A 24993-nucleotide genomic window follows, 5' to 3' on the forward strand; every position below is an offset into this window, starting at 1 on the left:
CGACATTATACTCAACTAGTGTGAAGATGCGAGCACTAGCAGTACTGTGCTCTGTTCGCGCAAAATTGCCTCGTCGATTCCTTCATTAAGCTATTGATAAATGGTTAGCAGAGCAAAACTGCCGACCTCACTCTGCCTTATCATTAGTGTATTTCTCTTCAATGCGTAATTTTTTTCATCCACTTCCGGTCTATTCAAGCAGCGTATGCATTTCAAATATGACATTTGACTTCATGGAGGGGAAATGTTGGCCGCCTGTATCCAAGAAATATTGAGCTTACATCTGAGCTCGCCGCTGTGGCTGTTTATTGGCATCGTGCTGATTTCCTATCTCTTGGAAGATCTTGCCATCGTGCTGGCCGCAGGGTTAGCCGTGGAAGGTTACCTCCCTTCTTTGGTTGCCATCGTTGCCATTTTTGTCGGTATTACTACTGGCGATTTAGCGCTCTATTGGTTGGGCAAATATGGTCATAGTGTTCGTTTTTTGCGTTATCACACGCTCAAGCATAAAGCGTTTCGCCAGGTGAGAGGGCGTATTCAAAGTAAGGCTTTTGTGAGTTTGTTTGTGATTCGCTTTATCCCTGGATTGCGCACCTTAGGTTACACCCTAAGTGGCTATTGCCTGGTGCCGATGCGTGTTTTTTTGTTGGCGGTCATGCTCGCCAGCGCGCTCTGGGTCGGAGGCGTGTTTGGGTCGGTGTACTGGTTAGGTAGTCAAGCTTTCTTGGCACAAAGCTCGTGGCTTTGGTGGTGGGTGTTAGGCGCATTTTTACTGCTGACCGTTATGAATCGTGTAGTGAGCCAGTCTTGGTCAAAAGGAAAAATATCAACATGAATCGAGCCATTGAAATGATTGAGCAAGGCCGAGTGAATGCGGGCATGCCGTTGTTAAGTCAATCACCCAAACGTGAGATTTCGCCTTATGAATTTCTGCCGAGCTGGTTTTTTTATACTCCGGTGGTGGTTCAGAGTGTCGTGCAAGGTTTGTGGCATCGAGACATCACGCTGCCATTAATTGCGAATCCCGCCATACATCTCAGCGGCATGGTGGGGGAGTCCAAGCATGATATTTTGACCTTAGCGGGCAAAGAGGCGCAGCGCTGGATTTCTCCTTTCATCACCGTCAGCAAGCATGGGCAGGATATTGAGACTCTGTTGGTCGAGATCGAGCAATCGCTGCTTGATGCCGGATTGACTTATCCCTTGGTGGCAAAACCCGATCTTGGCTGCCGTGGTGCGGGCGTGAAGCTTATCGAAACCGAACCGCAACTCCGTCAATATTTGCACACTTTTCCGCAGCAAGCGCGGTTTCTGTTGCAGCAAAAAGCGCCTTTTTCGGCAGAGGCGGGGGTGTTTTACGTTCGTCATCCACAAGAAAAGCAGGGGCGGATTATTTCGATCACGCTGAAGTACGCGCCATCGGTGGTGGGTGATGGTCAGCGAACACTGAAAGCATTAATTGAAGACTCGCCTCGAGCAGGTAAGTTGACGCATTTGTATTTCCCAAGGCACAGCAACAAGTTGGATTGGGTGCCTAGCGCTGGTGAAGAAGTACAGCTAGCGTTTGCGGGAAGCCACAGTCGCGGTTCGATATTTCGCAATGGTAACCAATACATCACCCCTGAGCTGACTCAGCGTTTAGATGCCATTTTTGATGATTTCAACGGCTTTCATTATGGACGGCTGGATATCAAGTTCGCAGACATTGAACAGTTTATGGCTGGAGAAAATTTCACCATTTTGGAAGTGAATGGTGCCAGCAGTGAGGCTGCCCATATTTGGGACAGTGAAACGCCTTTGCTGGAGATCTTTTCTACGTTGCTTTTGCAATACCGACTGCTTTTCCAAATTGGAGCCCAACAGAAAAAACTGGGCCACCGAACGCCGAAAATCCGTGAATTGCTTCGCGCTTGGCAAACTGAGCGTCAATTAGTTCGTCAGTATCCCGCTACCGATTAGCCCCCATTGTTAGGAATTTCCTTATGTTAATGATTGCCAAATCAGACAACCAACAAGCCAGAATGGTGATGAGTTATCCCGCGGTTGTGCAGGGGTGTTTAGAAACACTTGAACAAGCACAGCAGTTTTTACTCGATATTGAAGATCGTCATTATGTGACACCCGCGGCCCCTTACGTAAGCAGCAGTATTGGAGAACATTTTCGTCATTGGTTAGATATTTTTCATGCTATTCGCTTAGCCAGCGAAGAGATTGACTACAACCAACGTCGCCGTGGTCACGCTGTTGAGCACTCTATCGAACAGGCGCAAGCAGAAATCGCGCAACTCACGACGTGGCTAGGGAATTTGAGCGACGAAGCGGCAGTGATGAAAGTCTCCGTGACCAGTGAAGTGACACTCTATCAAACACGGATTGCAGAGATGCAATCAACCCTTGAGCGAGAGTTGGCTTTCGCGGCGCTACACGCCAATCATCATTTCGCTATGGCCAAAGTGGCGGCGCAGGTGATGCAAGTTGAAACCAATAGCGCGTTTGGCATTGCACCAGCCACCGCGACTTACATCCGAGGCGAATAGCATGTGTTCGGTGACTTGGCTTATAGAGCCTGATGGCTATCAACTGTTTTTTAATCGTGATGAGCAAAAGGCAAGGCCACTGGCGTTGCCCCCTCAGCAAGTTTGCATTCAACAAACATCGGTTCTCATGCCGATTGATCCCAAAGGACGAGGCAGTTGGATCTCGCTCAATGAGCATGGGCTTTCCTTGTGTCTGCTTAATTACTATCAAGGAAAGGTGCCTGCCGGGGAGTTGGTTAGTCGCGGTTTATTGTTGCGTCATCTTTCGCCCCATCAGCGAGTTGGGGACATTGTGAAAGTGTTTCGAACCATTCAGTTGAAACGCTTAGCGCCTTTTACTTTGCTGGCGTTTGAACCATCGTTGACGGCGCGTTTTGGTGATGTCATGGCATTTGAATGGAATGGGGAAACACTACGGATCTTTCCTGTAGATAGTCCGCTGTTTTCTTCCGCTGTGCATTTCGATGCTGTGCAGCATTATCGTCAGCAACTTTACCGTGAATGCACAGCAAAAGAGAAAACGCGCGAGTCTCTGTTGGCATTTCATCGTGCCTTTGAGGCAAAAGAGCCGCATCTCTCCCCGTGCATGGTACGAGAAGACGCGCATACCGTGAGCTTCACCGCGATCAGCGTCAATCGTCAGCACAAGCGCATGAGTTATCTCCCTGGGTTGCCTGTTTTACAGCTTTCAGAACGCGCACTCGAGGAACACGGTTATCACATTAATCCTGCCGCTGCAGCGGCAAATGATCATTGAGTAAGGAGCTCACAATGAAAAAATGGTTTGCTGTTTTATTGATGCTGGTGAGCGCGACGAGCTATGCCGCTGATGAAATCTACACGGGCTTTTTTAGCAACAAGGCTTTGGATGGGTATGACACCGTTGCTTACTTCACACAAAACAAGCCAGTGAAAGGAGAGGCCAAATTCAAAACGCAATACAAAGGTGCAGATTGGTTGTTTGCATCGCAAGCGCATCTTGATTTGTTTCTCGCTAATCCAGAGAAATACGCCCCTCAATACGGCGGTTATTGTGCTTGGGCCGTTTCCGAAAAGAGCGATTTTGCTCCGGGAGACCCACAATACTGGGCGATTGTTGATGGCAAGCTTTACCTCAATTACGACCAAAAAATTAAGCAATGGTGGGACGAAGCACCGCAGCGACACATCACACAAGCCGATGCGAATTGGCCAGCGATGCTGAAGTGATAGTCGCTTGATGTTGGTTTTAACGCGCGTGGAGAGAGAAGTATGTTAACCAGTCCATTTCGATTACCCAGACATACGCCTTTTGGCTTGGGAGAATCACTGGTTGAGTGGATGACAGGTTTAGCAAAGCTTGATGGCTTTTATCAAGCTCGTCCGAACACTCAAAGCAGTTTTGAATTTATGAGCTATACCCTCTCTGCGCTGAATATTGATTATCGTGTCGAGCAGGGCTTAGTCACGCACATTCCTGAGCAAGGACCTGTTGTGATCGTGGCCAATCATCCGCTTGGGGCAATTGAAGGTGTAATCTTAGCTGACTTGGTCGGCGCAGTGCGTTCAGATGTGAAGGTGCTGGCCAATCAACTGCTCAAGCGTTTGCCTGAAATTGATGACTTGTTTATCGGCATCGATGTTTTTGCTGGACGCAGTGCAATGCGTACGAATGCCAACGCCGTGCGAGAAGCTCATCGTCATTTGGCGCAAGGAGGCGTGTTGATTGTCTTTCCTGCCGGAGAAGTTTCCACCTATCGAGAGGGGAGTGAAACCCTATCCGATATTGAATGGAGCCAATCGGTGGCGAAGTTTGTCACTCGCGCCAAAGCCACGACAATCCCCATTTACATCAATGGCCAAAATAGTGCGCTGTTTTACAAAGCAGGAAAAGTACACCCTCTGCTGCGCACCGCTTTACTTGGTCGAGAGTTGCTGAACAAGAGTACTTCTACGATCGCCATTTCGATCGGAAATCCCATTCCTTATTCCGAGGTGAAAGAGTTTGAACATGAGCGAGATATTGTCCATTACTTACGGCTCAATACGTATCTCATGGGCGCAGAGCAAGATCCACCGTTTGCCTTTTGCTCGCCAGTGTACACGCAACCGCTCATCCAACCGGTTGAGAAAGCTTTGTTGGAGCGCGATCTGGCGGCTCTGCCTTCAAACGCGTTACTACTAGAGCAAGGTGACTACGCCGTCTACTGCGTGGAATCGACAGCGATCCCTAATATGCTCAGGGAAATTGGCCGAGTTCGAGAAGAAAGTTTTCGAGAAGTGGGAGAGGGCAGTGGCTTGGCGTGCGATTTGGATCCCTTTGATGCCAGTTATCGACAATTGTTTGTTTGGAATCACAGTGAAGGCGAGTTGGTAGGGGCTTATCGATTAGGGCTGGTGGATGAACTTACCATAGATAAAGGCCTTGATGGGCTCTATTCGCGAAGCTTGTTTCAATACGACGAAGCATTTCTCAATACGCTGGATAAAAGTATTGAACTGGGACGCTCAGTTGTTGCAATCAAATACCAGCGCAGCTTGAATGCTTTGCTGCTCTTGTGGAAAGGCATCGCTGCGTTTGTGTCGCAACATCCTCAATACACCCATTTGTTTGGCCCTGTCAGTATCAGTAATGACTACAGTTCAGTGGCTAGACAACTGATGGCGGCCACGCTTTCGATTCATCATTACGATCAAGAAAAAGCGCTATTAGTGACACCCACTACACCATTAAAAACAAGTACATCGCCTTTTTGGCACAAAAATTTGCTCTCGGCATTAGCCAGTGTTTCAGCGCTATCTAAAGTGATTTCGCGTTTGGAAAAAGGCCCTGGCCTACCAGTATTGCTGCGCCAGTATTTAGGCATGAAGGGGAAACTGGTGTGTTTTAACGTGGACCCTGCCTTTAATCACGCGCTGGACGGTTTGATTGTGGTGAACTTGAAACAAGTACCGCTGAAAACGTTAGCTAAATATATGGGCAAGGAAGCCGCCCAGCGCTACCTTGAGCAATAAGGTTTACGGAAAATAGAAGAGACTAAATAAAGGCTAACTCTTTGAGTTAGCCTTTATATTGCTGATATGCTTTCAAATAAATAGCGTTGTTCGCAAGGAAGTAGATATCGGAAAGGCGAGTAACCTGATTTAGTTTAGTACCTTGTTTTAGTACTAACAACCAAGTTATTGAGGGACAAAATACAAAAAGGGCAATAACTCAAAGAGTTATTGCCCTTTCCAAACGTTTGGTGGAGCTGGCGGGAGTTGAACCCGCGTCCGAAAACCATTCATCTTTGGTACTACATGCTTAGTCGATCTTTAAATTCACCACCCACCTGCGAACCGACACGCTAATGAATGGCTATCCTGAATTATAATTCGCCGTTCATCTCTCAGGCGGGAGAATCCGGGCTAGCGCGTTTGGGTTTGATCCCTCGTTGGTCCCCGTCTTACGTGCGGAAGCTAGGGCGAGAGAGCTCTTGGCAGGTTATTAAGCTGCTAGTGCGTAGTTTTCGTCGTTTGCGACTATTTTTTTGCGGTTTGTTAACGAGGCCTACCGCACCTCGGCATGCACCTTGGACTTCAAAATTCCCGTCGAATCCTAAATCAGCCCCAAAGGTATTAACGGCATAGTATCAGAAAAGACTACGCTGTCTAGTACTATGCGTCTAAGTGGTTAAGATTAACGCAGGTTGTTGCTCTTCATTACGCGAGCTTTCTGACGTTGCCAATCTCGATCTTTAATGTCTGTACGTTTGTCGTGCAGTTTCTTACCTTTCGCTACACCAATTTTTATCTTCACCCAAGAGCGAGACCAGTACAGGGAAAGAGCTGTTAGCGTCATACCTTCACGGTTGATGCGACCTAACAAGTTGTCGAGCTCACGACGGCTCATAAGTAGTTTACGCACGCGTGTCGGATTCGCGACTACGTGTGTCGATGCCTGATTTAGAGGAGTGATTGTCATGCCACTCACAAAGGCTTCACCGTCACGCATAAATACGTAACTTTCAGAAATATTGGCTTTACCTTGGCGAAGGGCTTTCACTTCCCACCCTTGTAGCTCCATGCCAGCTTCGATTTCATCTTCGATAAAATACTCGTGGCGAGCTTTTTTGTTTAGCGCGATGGTATTGCTACCCGCTTTTTGTTTGGATTTTTTCTTTGCCATAATGGCTGCATTATACGGTCAGTCATGACGTTATGAAATCCCTTTATTTGCGCTGAGTGCAAATAAAAGTAAAATTGCATTCAGCTTGAGGTTCAAGCAGTTGCTATTTAGGAGTCAATATGAAGCAAGTCAGCCGTTCTGCCTTGGTATCGTTTAGTGCAGAGCAGATGTACAATCTGGTCAATGATGTCGCCAGCTATCCAGAATTTTTACCTGGATGTTCAGGCTCGCGCGTTCTGGAGTCGAGTACAGGTGCAATGGTTGCTTCTGTTGATGTTTCAAAAGCGGGCATCAGCAAAACTTTTACAACCTCTAACGAACTTAGCCCAGGCGAGTCGATTGTGATGAACCTCGTCGACGGTCCGTTCAAAATGCTTAAAGGCGGTTGGTTCTTTACTGCGTTAGATGAGCAAGCGTGTAAAGTAGAACTAAAACTGGAGTTTGAGTTCTCTAGCAAGATGATTGAAATGGCCTTCGGCAAGATTTTTAACGAGCTCACCAACAACATGGTGAATGCGTTTACTCAACGCGCAAAACAGGTGTATTAGTGTCATGAGTATTGAATCTGACATGATTCATGTCGAAGTGGTGTATGCGCTTCCAGACGAGCAACGAGTATTCACGTTAGTCGTGAACAAAGAAATGTCGGTTGAAGAGATCATCAAACAATCAGGTGTGTTGGAACAATACCCTGAGATCGACCTGAAGAAGAACAAGGTTGGGGTCTTTAGCCGTAACGTGAAACTGGACGCGACGGTGAGAGACAAAGACCGGATCGAAATTTACCGACCGTTGCTGGCTGATCCGAAAGAGATTCGCCGCAAACGAGCAGAGCAAGCCAAAGCGGCTGGGGCGGCAGACCCTGTCACTGGCGGTAAGAAGAATCCGCTACGTAAATAACGTTAGGATTAAAAATAGAAAAAGCCCATCAGGTGATGGGCTTTTTGTTTGTGTGTTCAGCTGTAATACGTTATTGCCGTGACTAAGCCAGGCTTAGTTGATGCTTTCGAAAAACTCGGCACTAGGCTGGTAGTCACCAGAAACCTCAACTAATTGACCATTGCTGTTGAAGTTTACAATGAGATTCTTCTGTTCTGGGTCGTTATGACCTTCTGTGCGGTGGTAAATGTAGTACCACGTATCAGGGTAGCCATTTTCAACCAGCATAGGTGAGCCCATTACATAACGTACTTGCTCTTTTGTCATACCGAATTTCAGGGTATCAACTGCTTCTTGTTCGATGTAGTTGCCTTGATTGATATCGATGCGATAAACCAATTTTTCGAGCAATGAGCAGCCTGTCAGAGTAGACATAGCCAGAGGCACTGCGATAAGCCACTTTGTTAGTTGCATACTTAAATTCTTGTTCAGGTATTTTTAAATCTTTGCCGATAATAAACAAGCTGAGCGTTAATGTAAAAAGCTCGTGATGTTTTGAATTGATTGAGACTGCGAATTTTGAATTAAGTTGCAAAGTCGAGTTAAAAACCGTTCAGAAAGTGATTTTAACTCGACTTTATCTCGAGAAGCTTAGGCGGCGATAAGCAGTTCGCGTGCATTGGCCAAGGTGGATTCGGTAATTTGACTACCACCCAGCAGGCGAGCGAGCTCCGAAACGCGTTGGTCGTTATCGAGTCTGTTCATTTGTGTTTCTGTTTTGCCCGCTTTGGTTTGTTTGGCAACAAACAGTTGCTGATGACCACAACCTGCAACTTGAGGCAAGTGAGTGACACACAGTACTTGAGTCGACTCACCCAGTTTACGCAGCATCTTACCGACAACCGCGGCTGTTGGGCCACTGATACCGACATCGACTTCATCAAAGATCAGGCTTGGTGTGTCAACTTTCTGTGCAGTGATCACTTGGATAGCAAGTGAGATTCGAGACAGTTCACCACCAGAGGCGACCTTAGCGATCGGTTGCATCGGTTGACCCGGGTTAGTCGATACAACAAAGCAGACGTCATCCATACCCAGCGGTGAAGGGTGAGTCCCTTGATTTTCCACTTCAATACAGAACTTAGCTTTTTCCATGCTCAATTCGTGCATGCTTTCGGTGATCAGCTTGTTTAACTCTTTTGCATAGCGGCAGCGCGACTTGTGCAGCTTCTCTGCTGCATTCAAGAACGCCTGATATTTTGCTTCTACATCTTGTTCTAACTCACCAAGGCGCTCGTCTGAACAATCCAAGGCTTCTATTTGTGCTAACAGGTCTTGATGGTGCTGATATAGCTCATCGGGTAACACATGGTGCTTTCTTGCGATCGACATTACTTTGGAAAAACGCTCTTCCACGTAAGCCATTCGAGCGGGGTCAACGTCAATACTGTCTAAGTAACTTCTTAGCTCACTGTTGGCTTCTTCTATTTGGATGATTGCCTCTGCCATCATGTTTGGTAGCTCAGCTAATCTTTCATCCAACTCAGCCAATTGAATTAAGGAGTGATTGGCTGATTGCAAAATACCAAGCGCATTAACTTCTTCGCCTTCGTAAATAAGCTCGATCGCTTGTTGGCAGGTAGAGGCGAGTTCGCCACTGTTGGACAGCCGTTTGTGCTCTTGTTCAAGCTCTGCATATTCTTCCTCACCAAGTGATAGCTCGTTGAGCTCTTTAATTTGGTATTCGAGCAACTGCTTTTGCGCAAGATTCGCCGCGCTATTCTCTTTTAGCTGCTTAAGGTTATTGTCGGCTTGACGCCAACTTTGATAAGCGTTGCGGGTACTTTTTAGCAAGTTAGTATGACCAGCATATTGATCAAGCATGGCCATTTGATATTCCGATTTCATCAAATGGTGGTGAGCATGCTGACCGTGGATATTGATCAGCAATTGCCCAAGTGCTTTTAACTGAGACAAAGGCACTGGGCTGCCGTTGATAAAGGCTCTTGAGCGGCCTTCTTTGCTGACAATTCGACGTAGGATGCAGTCACTGCCATCCAATAGGTCGTTGTCTTCTAGCCAACGTGTTGCGTGAATATTGTTATCGAGGGAGAAAGCCGCACTGACTTCGGTTTTTTCTTCCCCTTGGCGTACCATGCTGGCTTCTGCGCGTCCGCCAAGACATAAACCAAGTGCGTCGATGGCGATAGATTTACCTGCACCCGTTTCACCCGTAATGGTGGTCATGCCCTGAGATAGCTCCAGCTGTAGAGATTTAACAATAGCAAAATTATTAACACTTAGATGAGCCAGCATTTTGTTGTACCTGTTTAAATGAACAATACTGTATATAAGTGCAGTATATACTGTTTCTTTATACAGTAAAGATGGCGGTGAAAATTTTTGTGGCTGGGTTCAAATTGTCGCTGGTAGAGCGTCTTTTAAATAACAAGGAGGATATATTGGTCACAAGGGGCAGGCAAAGGTTGGTAGGGCGTAGGCAATAAAAAAGGTTGATGTTTGTGCATCAACCTTGGGATCTCGAATCTCTTTTGAGAGTTAAAACAAACGGCTAGACCAGCCAAGCTTGTTTCTTAACACATGGTAGTAGCTATAGTCTTTAGGGTGGATCAGCTTCAAAACATTTGGACTTTGATAGATGTGAACCTCGTCGCCCGGTGACACAGGTAACGAGACTTGTCCGTCACAACTGATTTCTTGCGTGCCACGGTTGTCTGGCGAGACAATCAATTTAATACGGCGTTTACTATCAACAACCAATGGACGGCTCGACAGCGTATGCGGGAACATCGGTACGAGCGAAATTGCGTTTAGGCTAGGTGATAGAATGGGACCGCCACCCGAGAGCGAATAAGCGGTAGAACCTGTCGGCGTGGACACAATGATGCCGTCTGCTCGCAAGGAAAACGCAAAGCTGTCGTCAATGTAGACTTCGAACTCGATCATGTGTGCGACTTGACCTGGGTGCAAAACGGCCTCATTTAACGCTGCGTTGTGGCTTTTCACTTGGCCGTGACGGTGAACTTCTGCTTCGAGTAGAAAGCGTTGCTCTTCGATAAACTCACCTTTTAATACCGCTTCGAGTGCAGATTGAAAGTCTTCTGGGTTAAGGTCGGTTAAGAAACCTAAATTGCCACGGTTTACGCCGATAACAGAGACATTAAAGCGTGAAAGCACTCGTGCCGCGCCGAGCATATTGCCATCGCCGCCGACGACGATCGCCAAATCTGCGACTTTGCCCAATTGGATCAGGCTAGCAAAATCTTCCTGAGGAACATCGTCTAGAATCTCGATCAATCTATCGTCGATAAAAACCTGATAACCTTCAGACTTTAGCCAGGTATAAAGCTCCCTGTGAGTCTGAATTGCCTGCTGATCTCGTGGTTTACCAATGATGGCGATCACTTCAAAAGGTTTTTTCATAGGTTTTCCGCACTAAATAGGCTTGAATCAATAATCTTCATCCCCATAATAATGGCAAGTTAGCTATTTATGCGAATTTTTGTGTCCCCCAGCGCGATAAATGTGATTTGCTGGGAGCCAAATATAGTTGAATTCTGGAGATATCATGAGCAACGAAGAAAACAAAGTTACTGAAGAAGAGCTAGATCAAATCATCGAGGAAGCTGAGAAGGTGGAAGCAGCTGCACAAGAAGCAGAAGCTGAACTTGAAGAAATTGGCGATGAGAAAGACGCTAAAATTGCTCAACTAGAAGCGGCACTGCTGACCAGCGAAGCAAAAGTGCAAGAACAGCAAGACTCTGTTCTTCGTGCGAAGGCAGAAGTTGAGAACATGCGTCGTCGTACCGAGCAAGAGATCGACAAAGCGCGTAAATACGCACTAAACAAATTTGCTGAAGAGCTTCTTCCGGTTATCGATAACTTAGAACGTGCGATTCAAGCAGCAGATAGTGAAGTTGAAGCGGTGAAGCCAATTCTGGAAGGTGTGGAACTGACTCACAAAACTTTCGTTGATACGCTGGCGAAGTTTGGTCTGAAAGAAATCAACCCAGAAGGTGAAACTTTCAACCCAGAATTGCACCAAGCGATGTCAATTCAAGAGAGCCCAGATCACGAATCAAACACTGTGATGTTCGTGATGCAAAAAGGTTACGAGCTGAATGGTCGTGTGATTCGTCCTGCAATGGTGATGGTTGCTAAATAAGCAACTGACGACAACCCGTTCAAATTTTGTAAAAGAGAGGCCAAAAGCCTCTCTTTTTTTGATCCTGTCAGACCAGTTTATTAGGTTCGGTATAAGGCGTTGGTTTGGGGAAAAAGTTTCCCTATGAGTTTATTTTGAAAATAAGTTTCCAATACGATATATGTAACATTATTGTAAATAAATGCTTTGATTTGTAATTTTTTTGTGTATTGTGCGTGGTGTCTGCCGAAGATTCTAGGTAGATAAGCTACAAAACTATAAATATCTAACACAACATTTTGGAGATTGAGGCATGGATAAATCGCTTTCGAGTAAGATTTTTGTCGGTCTATTTGCTGGCTTACTCATCGGTACCGCGATTCAGTACTTATTTAGCGGTATTGCGATTTTTGATACGTACTTACTAGGTGCGGCAGAAGGGGTAGGTGGTATGTTTGTATCACTGATCAAACTATTGGTTGTGCCTCTGGTTTACGTATCTATCGTCTGCGGTATTGTTGATCTAAAAGACATCACTGCATTTGGTCGTCTTGGTGGAAAAACTTTTGCTCTTTACATTATCAACACCATCATCGCCATCACTGCAGCGTTAACTATCGGCATGATTGTTCAACCGGGTGCTGACGCGCATCTGGCAGGGACAATTTCAGAGTCGATTCAACTGACAACGACTGAAACCCCAGATATTTTCTCTCTAGTGGTTAACATCGTACCTAGCAACCCTGTCCAAGCATTTGCCAACGGCGACATGTTACAAATCATCTTTATGGCGATTTTGACTGGTCTAGCGATTCAAGCGCTTGATTCTCGTGGTGGTCCTGCCATTCGTACCTTTAAGATGGCGAATGAGATCATGATGAAGCTGGTGGGCCTTGTGATGAGCCTAGCACCATACGGTGTTCTTGCGCTGATGATTCAGTTGGGTGCAACGCTTGATGCGCACACGCTACTGTCAGTAGCTGGCTACGTCGCATTGGTTATTGCCATGTTGGTGTTCTGGATTTTCGTGTTCTACCCAACAGCGGTAGGCCTAGCAACAGGTACTTCTCCAAAAACTTTCTTGCGTGCAACTCGTGAACAGATCTTGTTCTCGTTATCGACGGCAAGCTCTAACGCAACTATTCCAGTAACCATGCGTACGCTGACAGACAAGCTGAAAGTGTCTAAGTCGGTGGCGGGTTTCGGTGTGCCACTTGGCGCAACAATGAACATGTCTGGTGTCTCTATTTACATTACGCTAGCAACAATTTTTGTCGCGAACGCATTTGGTCAACCAATTAACTCAGCGGATGTATTTACTCTTGGTCTAACTATCCTACTGCTATCGGTTGGTGCGGGTGGCGTTCCGGGCGGCGGTATCGTTATGGTCGGTGTGTTGCTTCACCAACTCGGTCTACCACCAGAAGGTTTGGCGATTGTTGCTGCGGTTGACCGTATTAACGATATGTTCTGTACCTCGTCAAACGTGGTAGGCGATACAGCGGTGAACACAATCGTAGCGAAAACCGAAGGCGAAATTGATAAAGCGGAAGTGGAAACCGAAGTCGAGGCAAAGCCAGCGCAAGCAAACGCGTAAGCGACTTATTCTTTCACTAGTAGTTTAAAAGCGAGGCCAAGTGTCTCGCTTTTTCATTGGTCATAAATAACCTTGTTCAAATTGAACTAGCCATTTTAGTCCCCATAAATTGACACATACGATGGGTTTAAAGAAAAAAATGCGTTTTTTTTTACTTTGTCCCTTGAAAACCTATTCGACGCCCTTATCTATGGGGCATAGAGAAGCAAACATAATTATTTTTGTTTGTGAGCAAGGGTTGAAACCCGATTCTCCATCCCCACATAGGGGATATAGCAAAACGAAAATAGAATTTATTCGGAGATAGCCTGATGGGTAAAATCATTGGTATTGACTTAGGTACTACTAACTCTTGTGTTGCCGTACTAGACGGTGACAAACCACGCGTAATCGAAAATGCGGAAGGTGAGCGTACAACAGCATCAGTTATTGCATACACAGATGGTGAGACGCTAGTAGGTCAGCCTGCAAAACGTCAAGCAGTAACAAACCCAGAAAACACGCTATTTGCAATTAAGCGTCTAATCGGTCGTCGTTTCGAAGACGAAGAAGTTCAGCGTGACATCGAAATCATGCCTTACAAAATCGTTAAGGCAGACAACGGTGATGCATGGGTAGAAGCGAAAGGCCAAAAAATGGCTGCTCCTCAGGTTTCTGCTGAAGTACTTAAGAAAATGAAGAAAACTGCTGAAGACTTCCTTGGTGAGGAAGTAACTGGCGCAGTTATCACAGTTCCTGCTTACTTTAACGATGCTCAGCGTCAAGCAACTAAAGATGCTGGCCGTATTGCAGGTCTAGAAGTTAAACGTATCATCAACGAACCAACAGCGGCAGCGCTGGCTTACGGCCTAGACAAGAAAGGCGGTGACCGCACTATCGCTGTTTACGACCTTGGTGGTGGTACATTCGATATCTCAATCATCGAGATTGACGAAGTTGAAGGCGAGAAAACGTTCGAAGTACTAGCAACTAACGGTGACACTCACCTAGGTGGTGAAGACTTTGATAACCGTCTAATCAACTACTTGGTTGAAGAGTTCAAGAAAGAACAAGGTATCGATCTTAAGAACGATCCACTAGCAATGCAGCGTGTTAAAGAAGCAGCAGAAAAAGCGAAAATCGAGCTTTCTTCTACTTCGCAAACAGACGTAAACCTACCTTACGTGACTGCAGATGCGACTGGTCCTAAGCACATGAACGTAAAAGTGACTCGTGCGAAACTAGAATCTCTAGTTGAAGACCTAGTACAACGTTCTCTTGAGCCACTAAAAGTTGCTCTAGCTGACGCTGATCTATCAGTAAACGACATCACTGACGTAATCCTAGTGGGTGGTCAGACTCGTATGCCTATGGTTCAAGCGAAAGTAGCTGAGTTCTTTGGTAAAGAAGCGCGTCGTGACGTGAACCCAGACGAAGCAGTAGCAATGGGTGCTGCAGTTCAGGGTGGTGTACTTGCTGGTGAAGTTAAAGACGTTCTACTACTAGACGTAACTCCACTGTCTCTAGGTATCGAGACAATGGGTGGCGTAATGACTAAGCTAGTTGAGAAGAACACAACGATCCCAACTAAAGCGAACCAAGTTTTCTCTACTGCAGAAGACAACCAGAGCGCGGTAACTATCCACGTTCTACAAGGTGAGCGTAAGCAAGCGATGTACAACAAGTCTCTAGGTCAATTCAACCTAGAAGGCATCCAGCCTGCACCACGTGGCATGCCACAAATTGAAGTCACTTTCGACCTTGATGCGGACGGTATCCTACACGTATCAGCGAAAGACAAGCAGACTGGTAAAGAGCAGAAGATCACTATCCAGGCATCTGGCGGTCTAAGCGACGATGAAATCGAGAAAATGGTTCAAGAAGCAGAAGCTAACAAAGAAGCGGACAAGAAGTTCGAAGAGCTAGCAGCTGCACGTAACCAAGCTGACCAAATGATCCACGGTACTCGTAAGCAAATCGAAGAAGCAGGTGATGCTCTTCCAGCGGACGAGAAAGAGAAGATCGAAGCTGCAATTACAGAACTTGAAGAAGCTCGTAAAGGCGAAGACAAAGAAGCGATTGATGCAAAAGTTCAAGCTCTAATGACTGCTGCTCAAAAGCTAATGGAAATCGCTCAGCAACAAGCTCAAGCACAACAAGGTGCTGAAGCTGGCGCTCAACAAGAGTCTGCACAAGACGATGTTGTAGACGCAGAGTTTGAAGAAGTTAAAGACGATAAGAAGTAATTCAATTGCCGAGTAGACTGAAACGTCTACTCGGGTTGAAGCTCCTTATTGGAATCTCTTTGCGGGCGTTTGAGGTAACTCTAACGCCCGCATGTTTGTAGATAAGAATGTCTTTCTAGCTAAGCGCTTTTCTGATGAAAGCCTTTACCTAAAACGATACAAACACCAAGCGGCAGTGGCCGTTTGCAGTACTACATTGGTGACGAAGAACATGTCAAAACGTGATTTTTACGAAGTATTAGGCGTAAGCCGTGATGCATCAGAGCGCGATATCAAGAAGGCGTACAAACGCCTTGCAATGAAATTCCACCCGGACCGTAACCAGGGTGATGAATCTGCTGCGGATAAGTTTAAAGAAGTAAAAGAAGCGTACGAAATCCTAACCGACCCTCAGAAGAAAGCCGCGTACGACCAATACGGTCACGCAGCCTTTGAACAAGGCGGTATGGGCGGTGGCGGCTTCGGTGGTGGCAGCGCTGATTTCGGTGACATCTTTGGCGATGTATTTGGTGATATCTTCGGCGGCGGTCGTCGTGGCGGCGGTCATGCCCGCGCACAACGCGGAGCAGACCTGCGTTACAACATGGAACTGACGCTTGAAGAAGCCGTTCGCGGTGTGTCAAAAGAAATCGAAGTACCAACACTGGTTCACTGTGATAGCTGTGACGGTAGCGGCGCGAAGAAAGGCACGTCAGCGGAAACTTGTGGTACCTGTCATGGTCACGGCCAAGTGCAGATGCGCCAAGGTTTCTTTGCTGTTCAGCAGACCTGTCCTACCTGTCATGGTAAAGGTAAGATCATTAAAGACCCATGTAATGTGTGTCATGGTCAAGGTCGTAAGCAGAAAACCAAAACACTTAACGTTAAGATCCCTGCGGGCGTGGATACTGGTGACCGTATTCGTCTATCTGGCGAAGGTGAAGCCGGCGAAATGGGCGCACCAGCCGGTGACCTATATGTTCAGGTACACGTGAAAGACCACCATATCTTCGAACGTGACGGAAACAACCTGTACTGTGAAGTTCCAGTAAGTTTTGCAATGGCAGCTCTGGGTGGGGAAGTTGAAGTCCCGACACTCGATGGTCGTGTAAACCTGAAAGTGCCTTCTGAAACGCAAACTGGCCGTATGTTCCGTATGCGTGGCAAAGGCGTGAAAGGCGTTCGTGGTGGCGGTATCGGCGACTTAATCGTTAAATTGGTTGTTGAAACGCCAGTGAACCTAAGCTCTCGTCAAAAAGACTTACTGAAAGAGTTTGAAGAATCTTGTGGCGGCGAAGCGGCAACGAAGCACAAGCCAAAGTCTGAAGGTTTCTTTAACGGCGTGAAGAAGTTCTTTGATGACCTAACCAGCTAAGTTCGGTCTGAGTTCAATAAAAAAGCCTGCAGTAATGCAGGCTTTTTTGATCGGTTTAATCTGTTATTTCCAACACGCTGATGGTGTTCCTTCGCCTGTTTGAGTTAAGGTCAGGCTGGTGTAACTTGTACCGTCACACTTATCGCTGTTTTGCCCTTTGGTTGACTGCGGTGTCGCTGTGATCGTGTAGCCCGTGGAGGTGGTGGTAAGACTCATCGCGTATCGGTCCGTATCACTGTCGCAGATTATACAAACACCGCCAGATATGATGCCTGTCGCTGAATAGCCCGCGTTATAATTTTCTTCTAACTTAAGTTGTATTTTTGCCATGTCAGCGAGCGCTTGGCTTCTGTGTCCCTCTACTACATATGCGGTGTAGCTCGGTAGTGCGATCGCCGCAAGGATTCCGAGTATCACTACTGCGATCATTATTTCGATCAGACTCATACCTTTCTCATTGCAAGTCATTCTTTTGCATCTAATTTTTCGAATCATTTCCATTTGTTCCACCTCTGCCGTCAATCTATTTTTGGTAGCTGATAGCATCGGTGCAAGCGGATTCGTATAAATCACATTGTTTTCAAAGGAATTTGGGAAATGCCTCGCGGGTTTACTCTATTGGAATTACTCATCACTATCGTCGTTCTCACAGCGATGATGGCGTTTGCTGTCCCGAGCTTTTCAGCTTTGTCGGGGCAAACAAAAATGACCCAGTTAGCAAGCTCCTTGCAGACGTTTCTCCACCAAGCAAAATCAGAAGCGGTATTTCGCAATCAAGATTTGTGGGCACATATTGAGATGCCGACTAACCCGGATTCCACCGGCTCGTGGCGGATTGTTTTGACAGATGCGGATGCCCCAGGAGTGGGGACCACATTTAAGGTCTTTTCTGGCTCACCTTATATCAACATTAGCGTTGCTCCTAACTACGCTTCAGACCAAATAAAGCTTGATGGCGTACGTGGGAAGATCACCGGAGGTTCCATTTCGTTTCATCCGGCAGACGACAGTAGCGAAGAGCTGGTTCTTAAATCATCGTATGGGGCGAGTCGTATTGTAGTCTGTGGAGAAGGGGGAAGCCGCTATGGTTACCCAGCTTGCTAAAAAGCAGAAAGGTGCATCGTTGATTGAATTTATGATCGCTTCGGTGATCGGCGTGATTGCGATTGGCATTATCGGCTCGCTGTTTATTTCGTCACAACGTACGGCAAGCAAACGTGGTCAGGAATTGTTATTGCTGCAGAACATGGCGGGTACGTTACAACAGATAAAAGAGGACGCCCAGAGAGCGGGATATGATGGTGTCGACACAGGATCATTAAAGCTCTCCGGCGCAACTGACACCATTCACGTACAAAACTCACCGGACATGTTGGGGTACATTTACCGTATTGCGTCATCTGGTTCTGCAAGCTTGCGCAGTGTCGTCTATCGACATGCTCCGGTTTCAGGTAGCGCGAGTTCTCTGAAGATATGCGAAAAAACTCAGTCTTCGCCGATGTTGGTCGCTTCGGCTGCAGATTCGGGTTACCACGGAGTGTGTTTTTCTGTTTTTGACCCTAAGCAAATCGACGTTACCGCGTTCTCAGCTGTAACCCATTCGGTAGGGGGGGGTAAGGTGAGTAGCGCGGTGACGACTGTCTCGATGACCGCTCAGCTAACCAACAACGCTTTAGTCAACCAAACGATGAGCGTTGAAATCAAACACAGGAATTGGCAATGAGAAAGTATCAAGCCGGCGTGGCTGCGCTATTGGTGACCTGTTTGTTGCTCGCTGCCTCGCTAGTGATCGTTTTAACTTCTTACCGCAATGTCTTTTATCAAATTAAACGAGCGCAAAATGAAGTCACAAGTAGACAACAGCACTGGCTAGCGGAAGGCGCATTGGAATGTGGTTGGGCGCAATTTAAGCCCATCAAATCGATTCCCGCAACAGTGACAGATTGTGGTTCGGGCTTAGCGGTCGTTCCTTCATTTGAGGCAACCGCAGCGGGATATATGGTCAAGGCTGACGTTGGTTTTGCATCGCTGAAAAAAGAGATCCAAATGGGTGGTAATTTGGGGTATGGGGCGATGCAATCCAGTGCTGATGTCTATTTTCGCTCCAGTGCCACATTCTCGACTCCAGACCCCGGCGCTTTGGGCACCGACGGTTGGGAGTGCATTGCTTTAACCTATAAAAACCGATTCTACTATTCAGTGGTCGACAACAAAGGCGTTGTTCACGGTGATTCGCCTTTTGCTGACTTCTCCAACCCGAGCAGTCTTGATTGTGCCAACACTGCGACCAACAACTATTTGTCATCTGCGACAGGTGGTGCAGGTGCAGGAAAAGACTTCCCACAGAATACGCATCTGAAGCCGTTTGAGTCATTTTTTGGTGTAGAAGAAGCGGACCACGACAAAGTGCGAGACAACGGAACATTTACCGTTCTGGATGCGGGTGGCTCTGGTGCACTCCTACCTAGCTGTGGAACCCAACTGACAACTCAGATACTGAGTGGAAATCATCATCTCTGGGTAGAAGGCAGTTGTGAAATTACCCAAACAGAATACAACGATTTGGTGAATGCGACGCAGGGGACGAATGGTGTGACCGTTATGGTTCACGATGGTTTGTTCTCGGTGATGGGTACTCCAGCAACGGGCGCAACAACCAATAAGTTTAAAGGCGTATTATTCCACTTTAACTATGCCTACACCCCATCAGTTGGAGACTGGTCTGAGTTAGCGGCAAATGCATATTTGAACCACGTACCGTCAGTTGTCGAGGATAGTTACCGCACCATAGCTTCTTATTACCAGCATGGTGCCTTCTTAGTCTCTGGCGGACAGTATTTTGATTCTGATGGTCAAGCAGCCGTATTTTTTGACTCCTTAGACTTTAGATACAACAAAGACATCATTGATAACTCGCGCAATGCCAATGTTGTGCCTCGTTGGAGAAAGGGGAGTTGGTATGCGAAATAATCTTGTCAAACCAAATCGCGCTATGGGCGCATCCAAACAACAAGGCTTTAGCTTAATTGAGGTTCTGATTGCCTTTGTTTTGATAGGTATTGGCGCACTAGGATTGATAAAACTGCAAACTTACGTTGAGCAGCGTGCCGACTATGCGGCTCACAGCATCCAAGCTCTGCACCTAGCAGAAAAAAAACTGGAGTGGTTTCGGACTCGCGGAGCTTCTGCCGCTGCCTCTAGCATTGCGGTTGCCGATTTTAATACCAGCATTGTTGATGGTAATGACACCACTCATCCACTGTATTCGTTGAGTTGGTCAGTACCGAGTACAACCTTATCTGGTGCGGTTAAAACAGTGGTGATTGACGCTTATTGGGAGGATAGGTTTGGGCAAACACAAAAAGTTCGGCTACAAACGATGCTATCGAAATACAGCGAATTTGATAACTAATGGATACAAACAGTGCTTAAGAGAGTGGTGAGGTACGCTAGTGCTTTATTCTATACATTGCACATTTGTATCGAGATTGTTTTTAGACATAAAGGGTATTGTTTACGTGCTGTTGTGACGGAATGGTATTTTTGCAAAATATATCTCCAAATATGGAAAAACCTTTGGAATGCTGTGCTTTCATAATGTGATTTTAATAGAATGTTTGGCTGAAAGACGACTGAAATAATAATTCATAAAAGTCTAGGTCAACAACATCACATTATGGAGTTACGATGAGTAACCAAGCTGTAAATACAACTCCAGCCACTAAGCCGAGTGGTATGGATAGATTTTTAAATTTTATTGAGCGCGCGGGTAACAAGATCCCAGATCCTGCGATTTTGTTCTTTTGGGCATTACTGATCACTTGGGGCGCGTCAGCGCTACTTTCAAACGTATCGTTTGACTTAGTTAACCCTCGAACTGGCGATGTGCTTGCGATCAACAACCTTCTTACCGGCGACTCTTTAGCAAGCTTCCTAGCCAACATGGTGAAAACGTTCACTGGTTTTGCCCCTCTCGGTATCGTACTGGTTGCGATGCTAGGTGTGGGCGTCGCTGATTCTTCAGGTTTCATCACCACTGGTCTCAAGAAGATGCTGAACTTTACGCCAGCGAAACTTCTTACGCCAATGCTGATTCTTGTCGCGATCGTATCACACACTGCGGCAGATGCAGGCTACGTTCTGGTTATTCCTCTTGGCGGTATTATCTTCCACGCAGCAGGTCGTCACCCATTAGCGGGTATTGCGGCAGCGTTTGCCGGTGTGTCGGGTGGTTTCTCAGCAAACTTTATCCCGTCGGGTATTGACCCTCTATTGGCTGGTTTTACTCAAACTGCGGCACAGGTTCTTGATCCTGAATACGTTGTAAACCCATTAGCGAATATCTTCTTTACTGGTCTGTCTTCAATCATCATCGTGGCTATCGGCTGGTATGTAACAGAGAAAATCATCGAACCACGCTTAGCGAACACGCCAATTGATGAAGACGCAGAAAAAGCTCCGGATCTGGGTTCTTTCACTGAGCTTGAGTCAAAAGCCTTCCGTTACGCGGGTTGGTCAATGCTAGCGGGTATTGCAGCATTAGTGGCTGCACTGATTCCAGAGACGTCAGCTCTGCGCTCTCCAGAAGGTGAAATCACCGCGTTCTCAGCGCCGATCATGAAGTCGATTGTGCCGCTGATCTTTATCCTGTTCATTATCCCGGGTTACGTTTACGGTAAAGTGTCTGGCACATTTAAAACCAGCAACGATATCGTTAAAGCAATGGCAGATACAATGTCGACGATGGGTGCTTACATCGTAATGGCATTCTTCTGTGCTCAGTTCTTGTCTGCATTTGCTCAGTCAAACATCGGCACTATGCTGGCGCTCTACGGCGCACAAGGTTTGAAAGCGATGAATCTGCCAGGTGAAGCAACAATCATTGGTATGATTCTGCTGACAGCGGCGGTAAACCTGTTGATCGGCTCTGCATCAGCCAAATGGGCATTGATTGGTCCGATCCTAGTGCCAATGTTAATGGCAGTAGGCATCTCGCCGGAACTGTCTCAAGCGGCATATCGTGTGGGCGATTCAGTATCTAACATCATCTCGCCATTGATGGTGTTCTTCCCGTTGGTTGTGGTTTACTGCCAACGCTACGTGAAATCGACGGGTATCGGTACACTCGCATCACTGATGATGCCATTCTCAATCGCGATGCTGATTGGTTGGTCTATCTTCCTGCTAGGTTACTGGGCGCTGGGTATCCCACTAGGCATCCAAGCACCTTATACTTACACGATGTAACCGTTGGTCGCTTTAAGTTCAAGGCTCGCATTATCGCGGGCCTTTTTGTTTTTCTCCGATCCATTTTCGGCTATCCTTAGCGGCAATGAACTACTCCAAATGCATTAGGATACTCCCTTGTCACAATCGTCATTTACTCCAGAAGATGAACAGTTTATGCGCCGAGCGATAGAGCTTGCCCATATCGCAGAATCAGAGGGAGAGGTCCCTGTAGGAGCACTATTAGTCAAAGATGGTGAAGTGATTGCTGAAGGGTGGAACCGCTCTATTGGTGCGCATGATGCGACTGCGCACGCTGAGATTCAAACCTTACGTAAAGCGGGAGAAGTACTACAAAACTACCGCTTGCTGGATACCACTTTGTACGTGACATTAGAACCTTGTCCAATGTGTGCGGGGGCTTTGCTACATAGCCGCGTGAAACGGATTGTGTTTGGCGCACCTGATTTGAAAGCCGGGGCAGCAGGGACAGTGTTGAACCTGTTTGAGCACCAAGCAGCTTATCACTACGCCGACGTGGAACATGGTTTACTAGAACAAGAATGCCGAGAACAGTTACAAAGCTTCTTTAAGCGTCGTCGAAAAGAAAAGAAGGCGGAAAGAAAGGCGCTGCAGTTGGAGCAAGGGAATGAGTCGTAAGATTTTAAGCAAACATCCTAAACTAGATGTTTGCTCACTGGGATTACTCGGAAATTAACTGCATGAACGCGCGGTGACGCGCAATGACTTTTTTCTTGTTGTTGCTCAGTCTTCGCTTGCGGCGGTTTGAAGCAACAGTTTTATTTACTCGTTTTGATGGCATCTTGTGTCGACGCATAAAACAACCTCCTCTAGGAAACTACGTACCGACTATATTTGACAATCGTGAGCAGCGTATAGCGTTCACGACTTGTCGTTTTATAGCATCCAATTGTTACTGTTTTATAAATGCAAACCTACGTTTAGATACTAGCACTATCTGTGGGTGGTCAGTGGGCAACTCAAGTACGTGCCAGAAATTCTTTGTGATGAATTAAAGACACGCACTTGGATTTAACTGAGGTTACTCTTCTGGATCGGATTCTGACTCTGTGTCATCTTCAAATGTGGACTCTGCATCTGAAAGGGCAGAATCAGGCACCTGAATCACGGTGAAATCGCTGTTGTCGAGGTCATTGTTCTCGACAGTTTGCTGCTCCACGTGTCCGATGATGCTTTGGTAATAACGTCGGATGTTTTCAACATAGTTTTTCGCTTCATCACCACGAGCATAGCCATAACGCGTTTGGCTAAAGTATTTCTGTTGACGCAGCAACGGCAATCTTTCTTTTACGTCAGACCATGCGTCTGGATTACCACCTTGTTTTTTCGTTAGGCGGCGAGCATCCATTACGTGCCCGTAACCGACGTTGTATGAGGCAAGCGCAAACCAGATCTTCTCGTGAGTTTCAACAGAGTCAGGCACTCGCTCAACCATACGTCGTAAGTATTCAACGCCGCCTTTGACCGACTGTTCCGGATTTAAACGATTGGTCACGCCGACGCTTTTCGCGGTTGGCAGCGTCAACATCATCATACCGCGTACGCCTGTTGGCGATTTGGCTCTCGGGTTCCAATGTGATTCTTGGTACGCCAATGCCGCCACTAAGCGCCAATCAAACTCATCAGAGTATTTCTTAAATAGTGGTGACCACTTAGGCAGTTTGGAGTCCAGTGCACGGATAAAGGCGCGGGTATCAACATAATCAAATGTGTCGATATGGCCAATGTACTTTTCTTCTAGCGACGCTAACTGACCCGATTGTTTAGTTTGACCGAAGAACTCGATCAGCATGGCGTAAAGGCTTTCATCTTGTGAGCGGCGCAAGAACCATGAGATAGGTTGGTCTTCGGTTAACTCGAACGCCAAAGCGATATCAGGGTAGATACGCTGAGATAAATGCACTTCAACCGAGTCGGCCACAGTAAACGCCAGCTCGCCAGTCGCGACTTTCTTTAGCAGGTCGTTGACATCAGAGTTATTGTCGACTTGGTAAGAAAACTCAGGATTCTGCTGTTTGATATCGGCAAGGGTCTGATTAAAGTGGGAGTCTCCGATGATCTGAATAATGGCATTGCCATCGTTTTGCTCAATCAGCTCATCTTGTTTTTCTAAAAGCTGTTTAAGGTTCCGTGGGCGCCACTGGCCTTTTTTATACACCAGCTGTTGGCTGACGTAGTAGTAAGCAGGGCCTGGTCTGAAGCTTTTCAAGCGTTCCGGTGATTGGGTCAAACCCGCCGCAATGATGTCGATTTCACCGTTACGTAGCGCTGGGTAAAGACTCGAGATGCGGTATGCAGGTTTCATTTCTAATTTCACGCCAAGTTCATCGGCGAATTCACGCGCAAGTTCATAATCCAAACCTGCTTGACCATCTGGGCCAATGTAGTAAGAAAGCTGATTGTTGAGCGTCCCGACACGCAGTACACCGCGTTCGCGAATTTGTTCGAGTTCGCTCTTAGGTTCTGACTCGATTTGACACCCTGTCAGCGTGATCGCCGCCAACAGAATTGAGCCTAAATAGCGAAAGTAATTTAAGTAATGCTTTTTCATTCAATGACAATCTCATAATCCAGTAGAGCATTTATATCAAAGTGAGAAGACATGGCAAGACAGGGAATTCGTAATCGGAGACACTTCTTCCTTTTGGCCGAGCTCAAAATTGACAAAAAAATTGACGCAAACGGTTGCTTTTGGTGTTACATCACAAAAACAATTGCTATATAATGCGCTCGCAAAGGAGAGGTGGAATTGGTATAAGTTCGAATTTTTTCTGATAAGTTACTGAATTTATTCCAATATTACCTCAATCAATTGCATAAG

The 24993-nt window shown here is 46.6% G+C and carries 25 protein-coding genes and 1 other RNA gene; 18 read left to right on the forward strand and 8 right to left on the reverse strand.

Features of this window, described 5'->3' with window-relative positions:
• Nucleotides 1–247: 247 nt before the first annotated feature.
• From HCZ42_RS07500 to HCZ42_RS07525, 6 genes are read left to right on the forward strand one after another with little or no spacing between them, the layout of a single operon-like run.
• On the forward strand, nt 248–835 hold the full coding sequence (locus HCZ42_RS07500) for a DedA family protein (protein WP_439848989.1): 588 nt from the start codon (nt 248–250) through the stop codon (nt 833–835).
• On the forward strand, nt 832–1959 hold the full coding sequence (locus tag HCZ42_RS07505) for a D-alanine--D-alanine ligase (RefSeq protein ID WP_167420108.1): 1128 nt from the start codon (nt 832–834) through the stop codon (nt 1957–1959). Before HCZ42_RS07500 ends, HCZ42_RS07505 begins: the two co-directional genes overlap by 4 nt.
• A gap of 23 nt (nt 1960–1982) precedes the next feature.
• The gene (locus tag HCZ42_RS07510; protein WP_167420109.1) at nt 1983–2537 is read left to right on the forward strand and encodes a hypothetical protein; all 555 of its coding nucleotides are present in this window, start codon (nt 1983–1985) and stop codon (nt 2535–2537) included.
• 1 nt (nt 2538) lies between these two features.
• A complete protein-coding gene (locus HCZ42_RS07515; RefSeq protein ID WP_167420110.1) occupies nt 2539–3294 on the forward strand; it encodes an NRDE family protein in 756 nt (251 codons plus the stop codon).
• Nucleotides 3295–3308: 14 nt separating this feature from the next.
• The gene (locus HCZ42_RS07520) at nt 3309–3746 is read left to right on the forward strand and encodes a YHS domain-containing (seleno)protein (RefSeq protein ID WP_011078502.1); all 438 of its coding nucleotides are present in this window, start codon (nt 3309–3311) and stop codon (nt 3744–3746) included.
• A gap of 42 nt (nt 3747–3788) precedes the next feature.
• Nucleotides 3789–5531, forward strand: coding sequence for a lysophospholipid acyltransferase family protein (locus HCZ42_RS07525; RefSeq protein WP_167420111.1), 1743 nt, complete (start codon nt 3789–3791; stop codon nt 5529–5531).
• A gap of 228 nt (nt 5532–5759) precedes the next feature.
• Here HCZ42_RS07525 and ssrA read toward each other — a convergent pair.
• Nucleotides 5760–6127: a transfer-messenger RNA gene (ssrA, locus tag HCZ42_RS07530) on the reverse strand.
• 68 nt (nt 6128–6195) lie between these two features.
• On the reverse strand, nt 6196–6684 hold the full coding sequence (gene smpB, locus HCZ42_RS07535; RefSeq protein WP_053409595.1) for an SsrA-binding protein SmpB: 489 nt from the start codon (nt 6682–6684) through the stop codon (nt 6196–6198).
• 119 nt (nt 6685–6803) lie between these two features.
• Here smpB and HCZ42_RS07540 point away from each other — a divergent pair, with 119 nt between their 5' ends.
• Entirely contained in the window at nt 6804–7232 is a 429-nt protein-coding gene (locus HCZ42_RS07540; RefSeq protein WP_053409594.1) for an SRPBCC family protein, read from the forward strand.
• 4 nt (nt 7233–7236) lie between these two features.
• On the forward strand, nt 7237–7584 hold the full coding sequence (locus HCZ42_RS07545; RefSeq protein ID WP_053409593.1) for an RnfH family protein: 348 nt from the start codon (nt 7237–7239) through the stop codon (nt 7582–7584).
• A gap of 93 nt (nt 7585–7677) precedes the next feature.
• On the opposite strand, the gene bamE is transcribed toward HCZ42_RS07545, so the two are convergent.
• The 3 genes from bamE to nadK form a co-directional block, all read right to left on the reverse strand.
• Nucleotides 7678–8037: an outer membrane protein assembly factor BamE gene (gene bamE, locus HCZ42_RS07550; protein ID WP_167420112.1), complete on the reverse strand. Its 360-nt coding sequence runs from the start codon at nt 8035–8037 to the stop codon at nt 7678–7680.
• Nucleotides 8038–8214: 177 nt separating this feature from the next.
• Complete coding sequence (recN, locus tag HCZ42_RS07555; RefSeq protein WP_167420113.1) at nt 8215–9879, reverse strand: DNA repair protein RecN; 1665 nt, start codon at nt 9877–9879, stop codon at nt 8215–8217.
• 243 nt (nt 9880–10122) lie between these two features.
• Nucleotides 10123–11007, reverse strand: coding sequence for an NAD(+) kinase (gene nadK / locus HCZ42_RS07560; RefSeq protein ID WP_167420114.1), 885 nt, complete (start codon nt 11005–11007; stop codon nt 10123–10125).
• Between the two features lie 145 nt (nt 11008–11152).
• On the opposite strand from nadK, the gene grpE reads away from it, so the two are divergent.
• The 4 genes from grpE to dnaJ all read left to right on the forward strand — a co-directional run bounded on the left by grpE (nt 11153) and on the right by dnaJ (nt 16904).
• Entirely contained in the window at nt 11153–11749 is a 597-nt protein-coding gene (gene grpE / locus HCZ42_RS07565) for a nucleotide exchange factor GrpE (protein WP_167420115.1), read from the forward strand.
• A gap of 292 nt (nt 11750–12041) precedes the next feature.
• Nucleotides 12042–13325: a dicarboxylate/amino acid:cation symporter gene (locus tag HCZ42_RS07570; RefSeq protein ID WP_167420116.1), complete on the forward strand. Its 1284-nt coding sequence runs from the start codon at nt 12042–12044 to the stop codon at nt 13323–13325.
• Nucleotides 13326–13636: 311 nt separating this feature from the next.
• The gene (dnaK, locus tag HCZ42_RS07575) at nt 13637–15550 is read left to right on the forward strand and encodes a molecular chaperone DnaK (protein ID WP_167420117.1); all 1914 of its coding nucleotides are present in this window, start codon (nt 13637–13639) and stop codon (nt 15548–15550) included.
• 211 nt (nt 15551–15761) lie between these two features.
• Nucleotides 15762–16904, forward strand: a complete 1143-nt coding sequence (gene dnaJ, locus HCZ42_RS07580; protein ID WP_167420163.1) for a molecular chaperone DnaJ — start codon at nt 15762–15764, stop codon at nt 16902–16904.
• Between the two features lie 63 nt (nt 16905–16967).
• On the opposite strand, the gene HCZ42_RS07585 is transcribed toward dnaJ, so the two are convergent.
• Nucleotides 16968–17405: a type IV pilin protein gene (locus HCZ42_RS07585; RefSeq protein ID WP_167420118.1), complete on the reverse strand. Its 438-nt coding sequence runs from the start codon at nt 17403–17405 to the stop codon at nt 16968–16970.
• A 96-nt stretch (nt 17406–17501) separates the two neighbouring features.
• Between HCZ42_RS07585 and HCZ42_RS07590 the strand changes: the two genes are divergently transcribed.
• The 6 genes from HCZ42_RS07590 (at nt 17502) to tadA (ending at nt 22790) form a co-directional block, all read left to right on the forward strand.
• The gene (locus HCZ42_RS07590) at nt 17502–18008 is read left to right on the forward strand and encodes a GspH/FimT family pseudopilin (RefSeq protein WP_167420119.1); all 507 of its coding nucleotides are present in this window, start codon (nt 17502–17504) and stop codon (nt 18006–18008) included.
• On the forward strand, nt 17989–18627 hold the full coding sequence (locus HCZ42_RS07595; RefSeq protein ID WP_167420120.1) for a PilW family protein: 639 nt from the start codon (nt 17989–17991) through the stop codon (nt 18625–18627). Before HCZ42_RS07590 ends, HCZ42_RS07595 begins: the two co-directional genes overlap by 20 nt.
• Nucleotides 18624–19874: a hypothetical protein gene (locus HCZ42_RS07600; RefSeq protein WP_167420121.1), complete on the forward strand. Its 1251-nt coding sequence runs from the start codon at nt 18624–18626 to the stop codon at nt 19872–19874. Before HCZ42_RS07595 ends, HCZ42_RS07600 begins: the two co-directional genes overlap by 4 nt.
• 22 nt (nt 19875–19896) lie before the next feature.
• On the forward strand, nt 19897–20316 hold the full coding sequence (locus HCZ42_RS07605; RefSeq protein ID WP_167420164.1) for a type IV pilus modification PilV family protein: 420 nt from the start codon (nt 19897–19899) through the stop codon (nt 20314–20316).
• Between the two features lie 275 nt (nt 20317–20591).
• Nucleotides 20592–22151: an AbgT family transporter gene (locus HCZ42_RS07610; RefSeq protein WP_167420122.1), complete on the forward strand. Its 1560-nt coding sequence runs from the start codon at nt 20592–20594 to the stop codon at nt 22149–22151.
• Nucleotides 22152–22268: 117 nt separating this feature from the next.
• Complete coding sequence (tadA, locus tag HCZ42_RS07615) at nt 22269–22790, forward strand: tRNA adenosine(34) deaminase TadA (protein WP_167420123.1); 522 nt, start codon at nt 22269–22271, stop codon at nt 22788–22790.
• A 43-nt stretch (nt 22791–22833) separates the two neighbouring features.
• On the opposite strand, the gene HCZ42_RS22025 is transcribed toward tadA, so the two are convergent.
• Both HCZ42_RS22025 and mltF read right to left on the reverse strand, forming a co-directional pair.
• Nucleotides 22834–22968 (reverse strand): hypothetical protein, encoded by a 135-nt coding sequence (locus HCZ42_RS22025; RefSeq protein ID WP_303047954.1) that lies wholly within the window; start codon nt 22966–22968, stop codon nt 22834–22836.
• A 225-nt stretch (nt 22969–23193) separates the two neighbouring features.
• Entirely contained in the window at nt 23194–24723 is a 1530-nt protein-coding gene (mltF, locus tag HCZ42_RS07620; protein ID WP_167420124.1) for a membrane-bound lytic murein transglycosylase MltF, read from the reverse strand.
• Between the last annotated feature and the right edge of the window lie 270 nt (nt 24724–24993).

It is taken from the genome of Vibrio hepatarius, from assembly GCF_011806575.1.
Classification (GTDB): Bacteria; Pseudomonadota; Gammaproteobacteria; order Enterobacterales; family Vibrionaceae; genus Vibrio; species Vibrio hepatarius_A.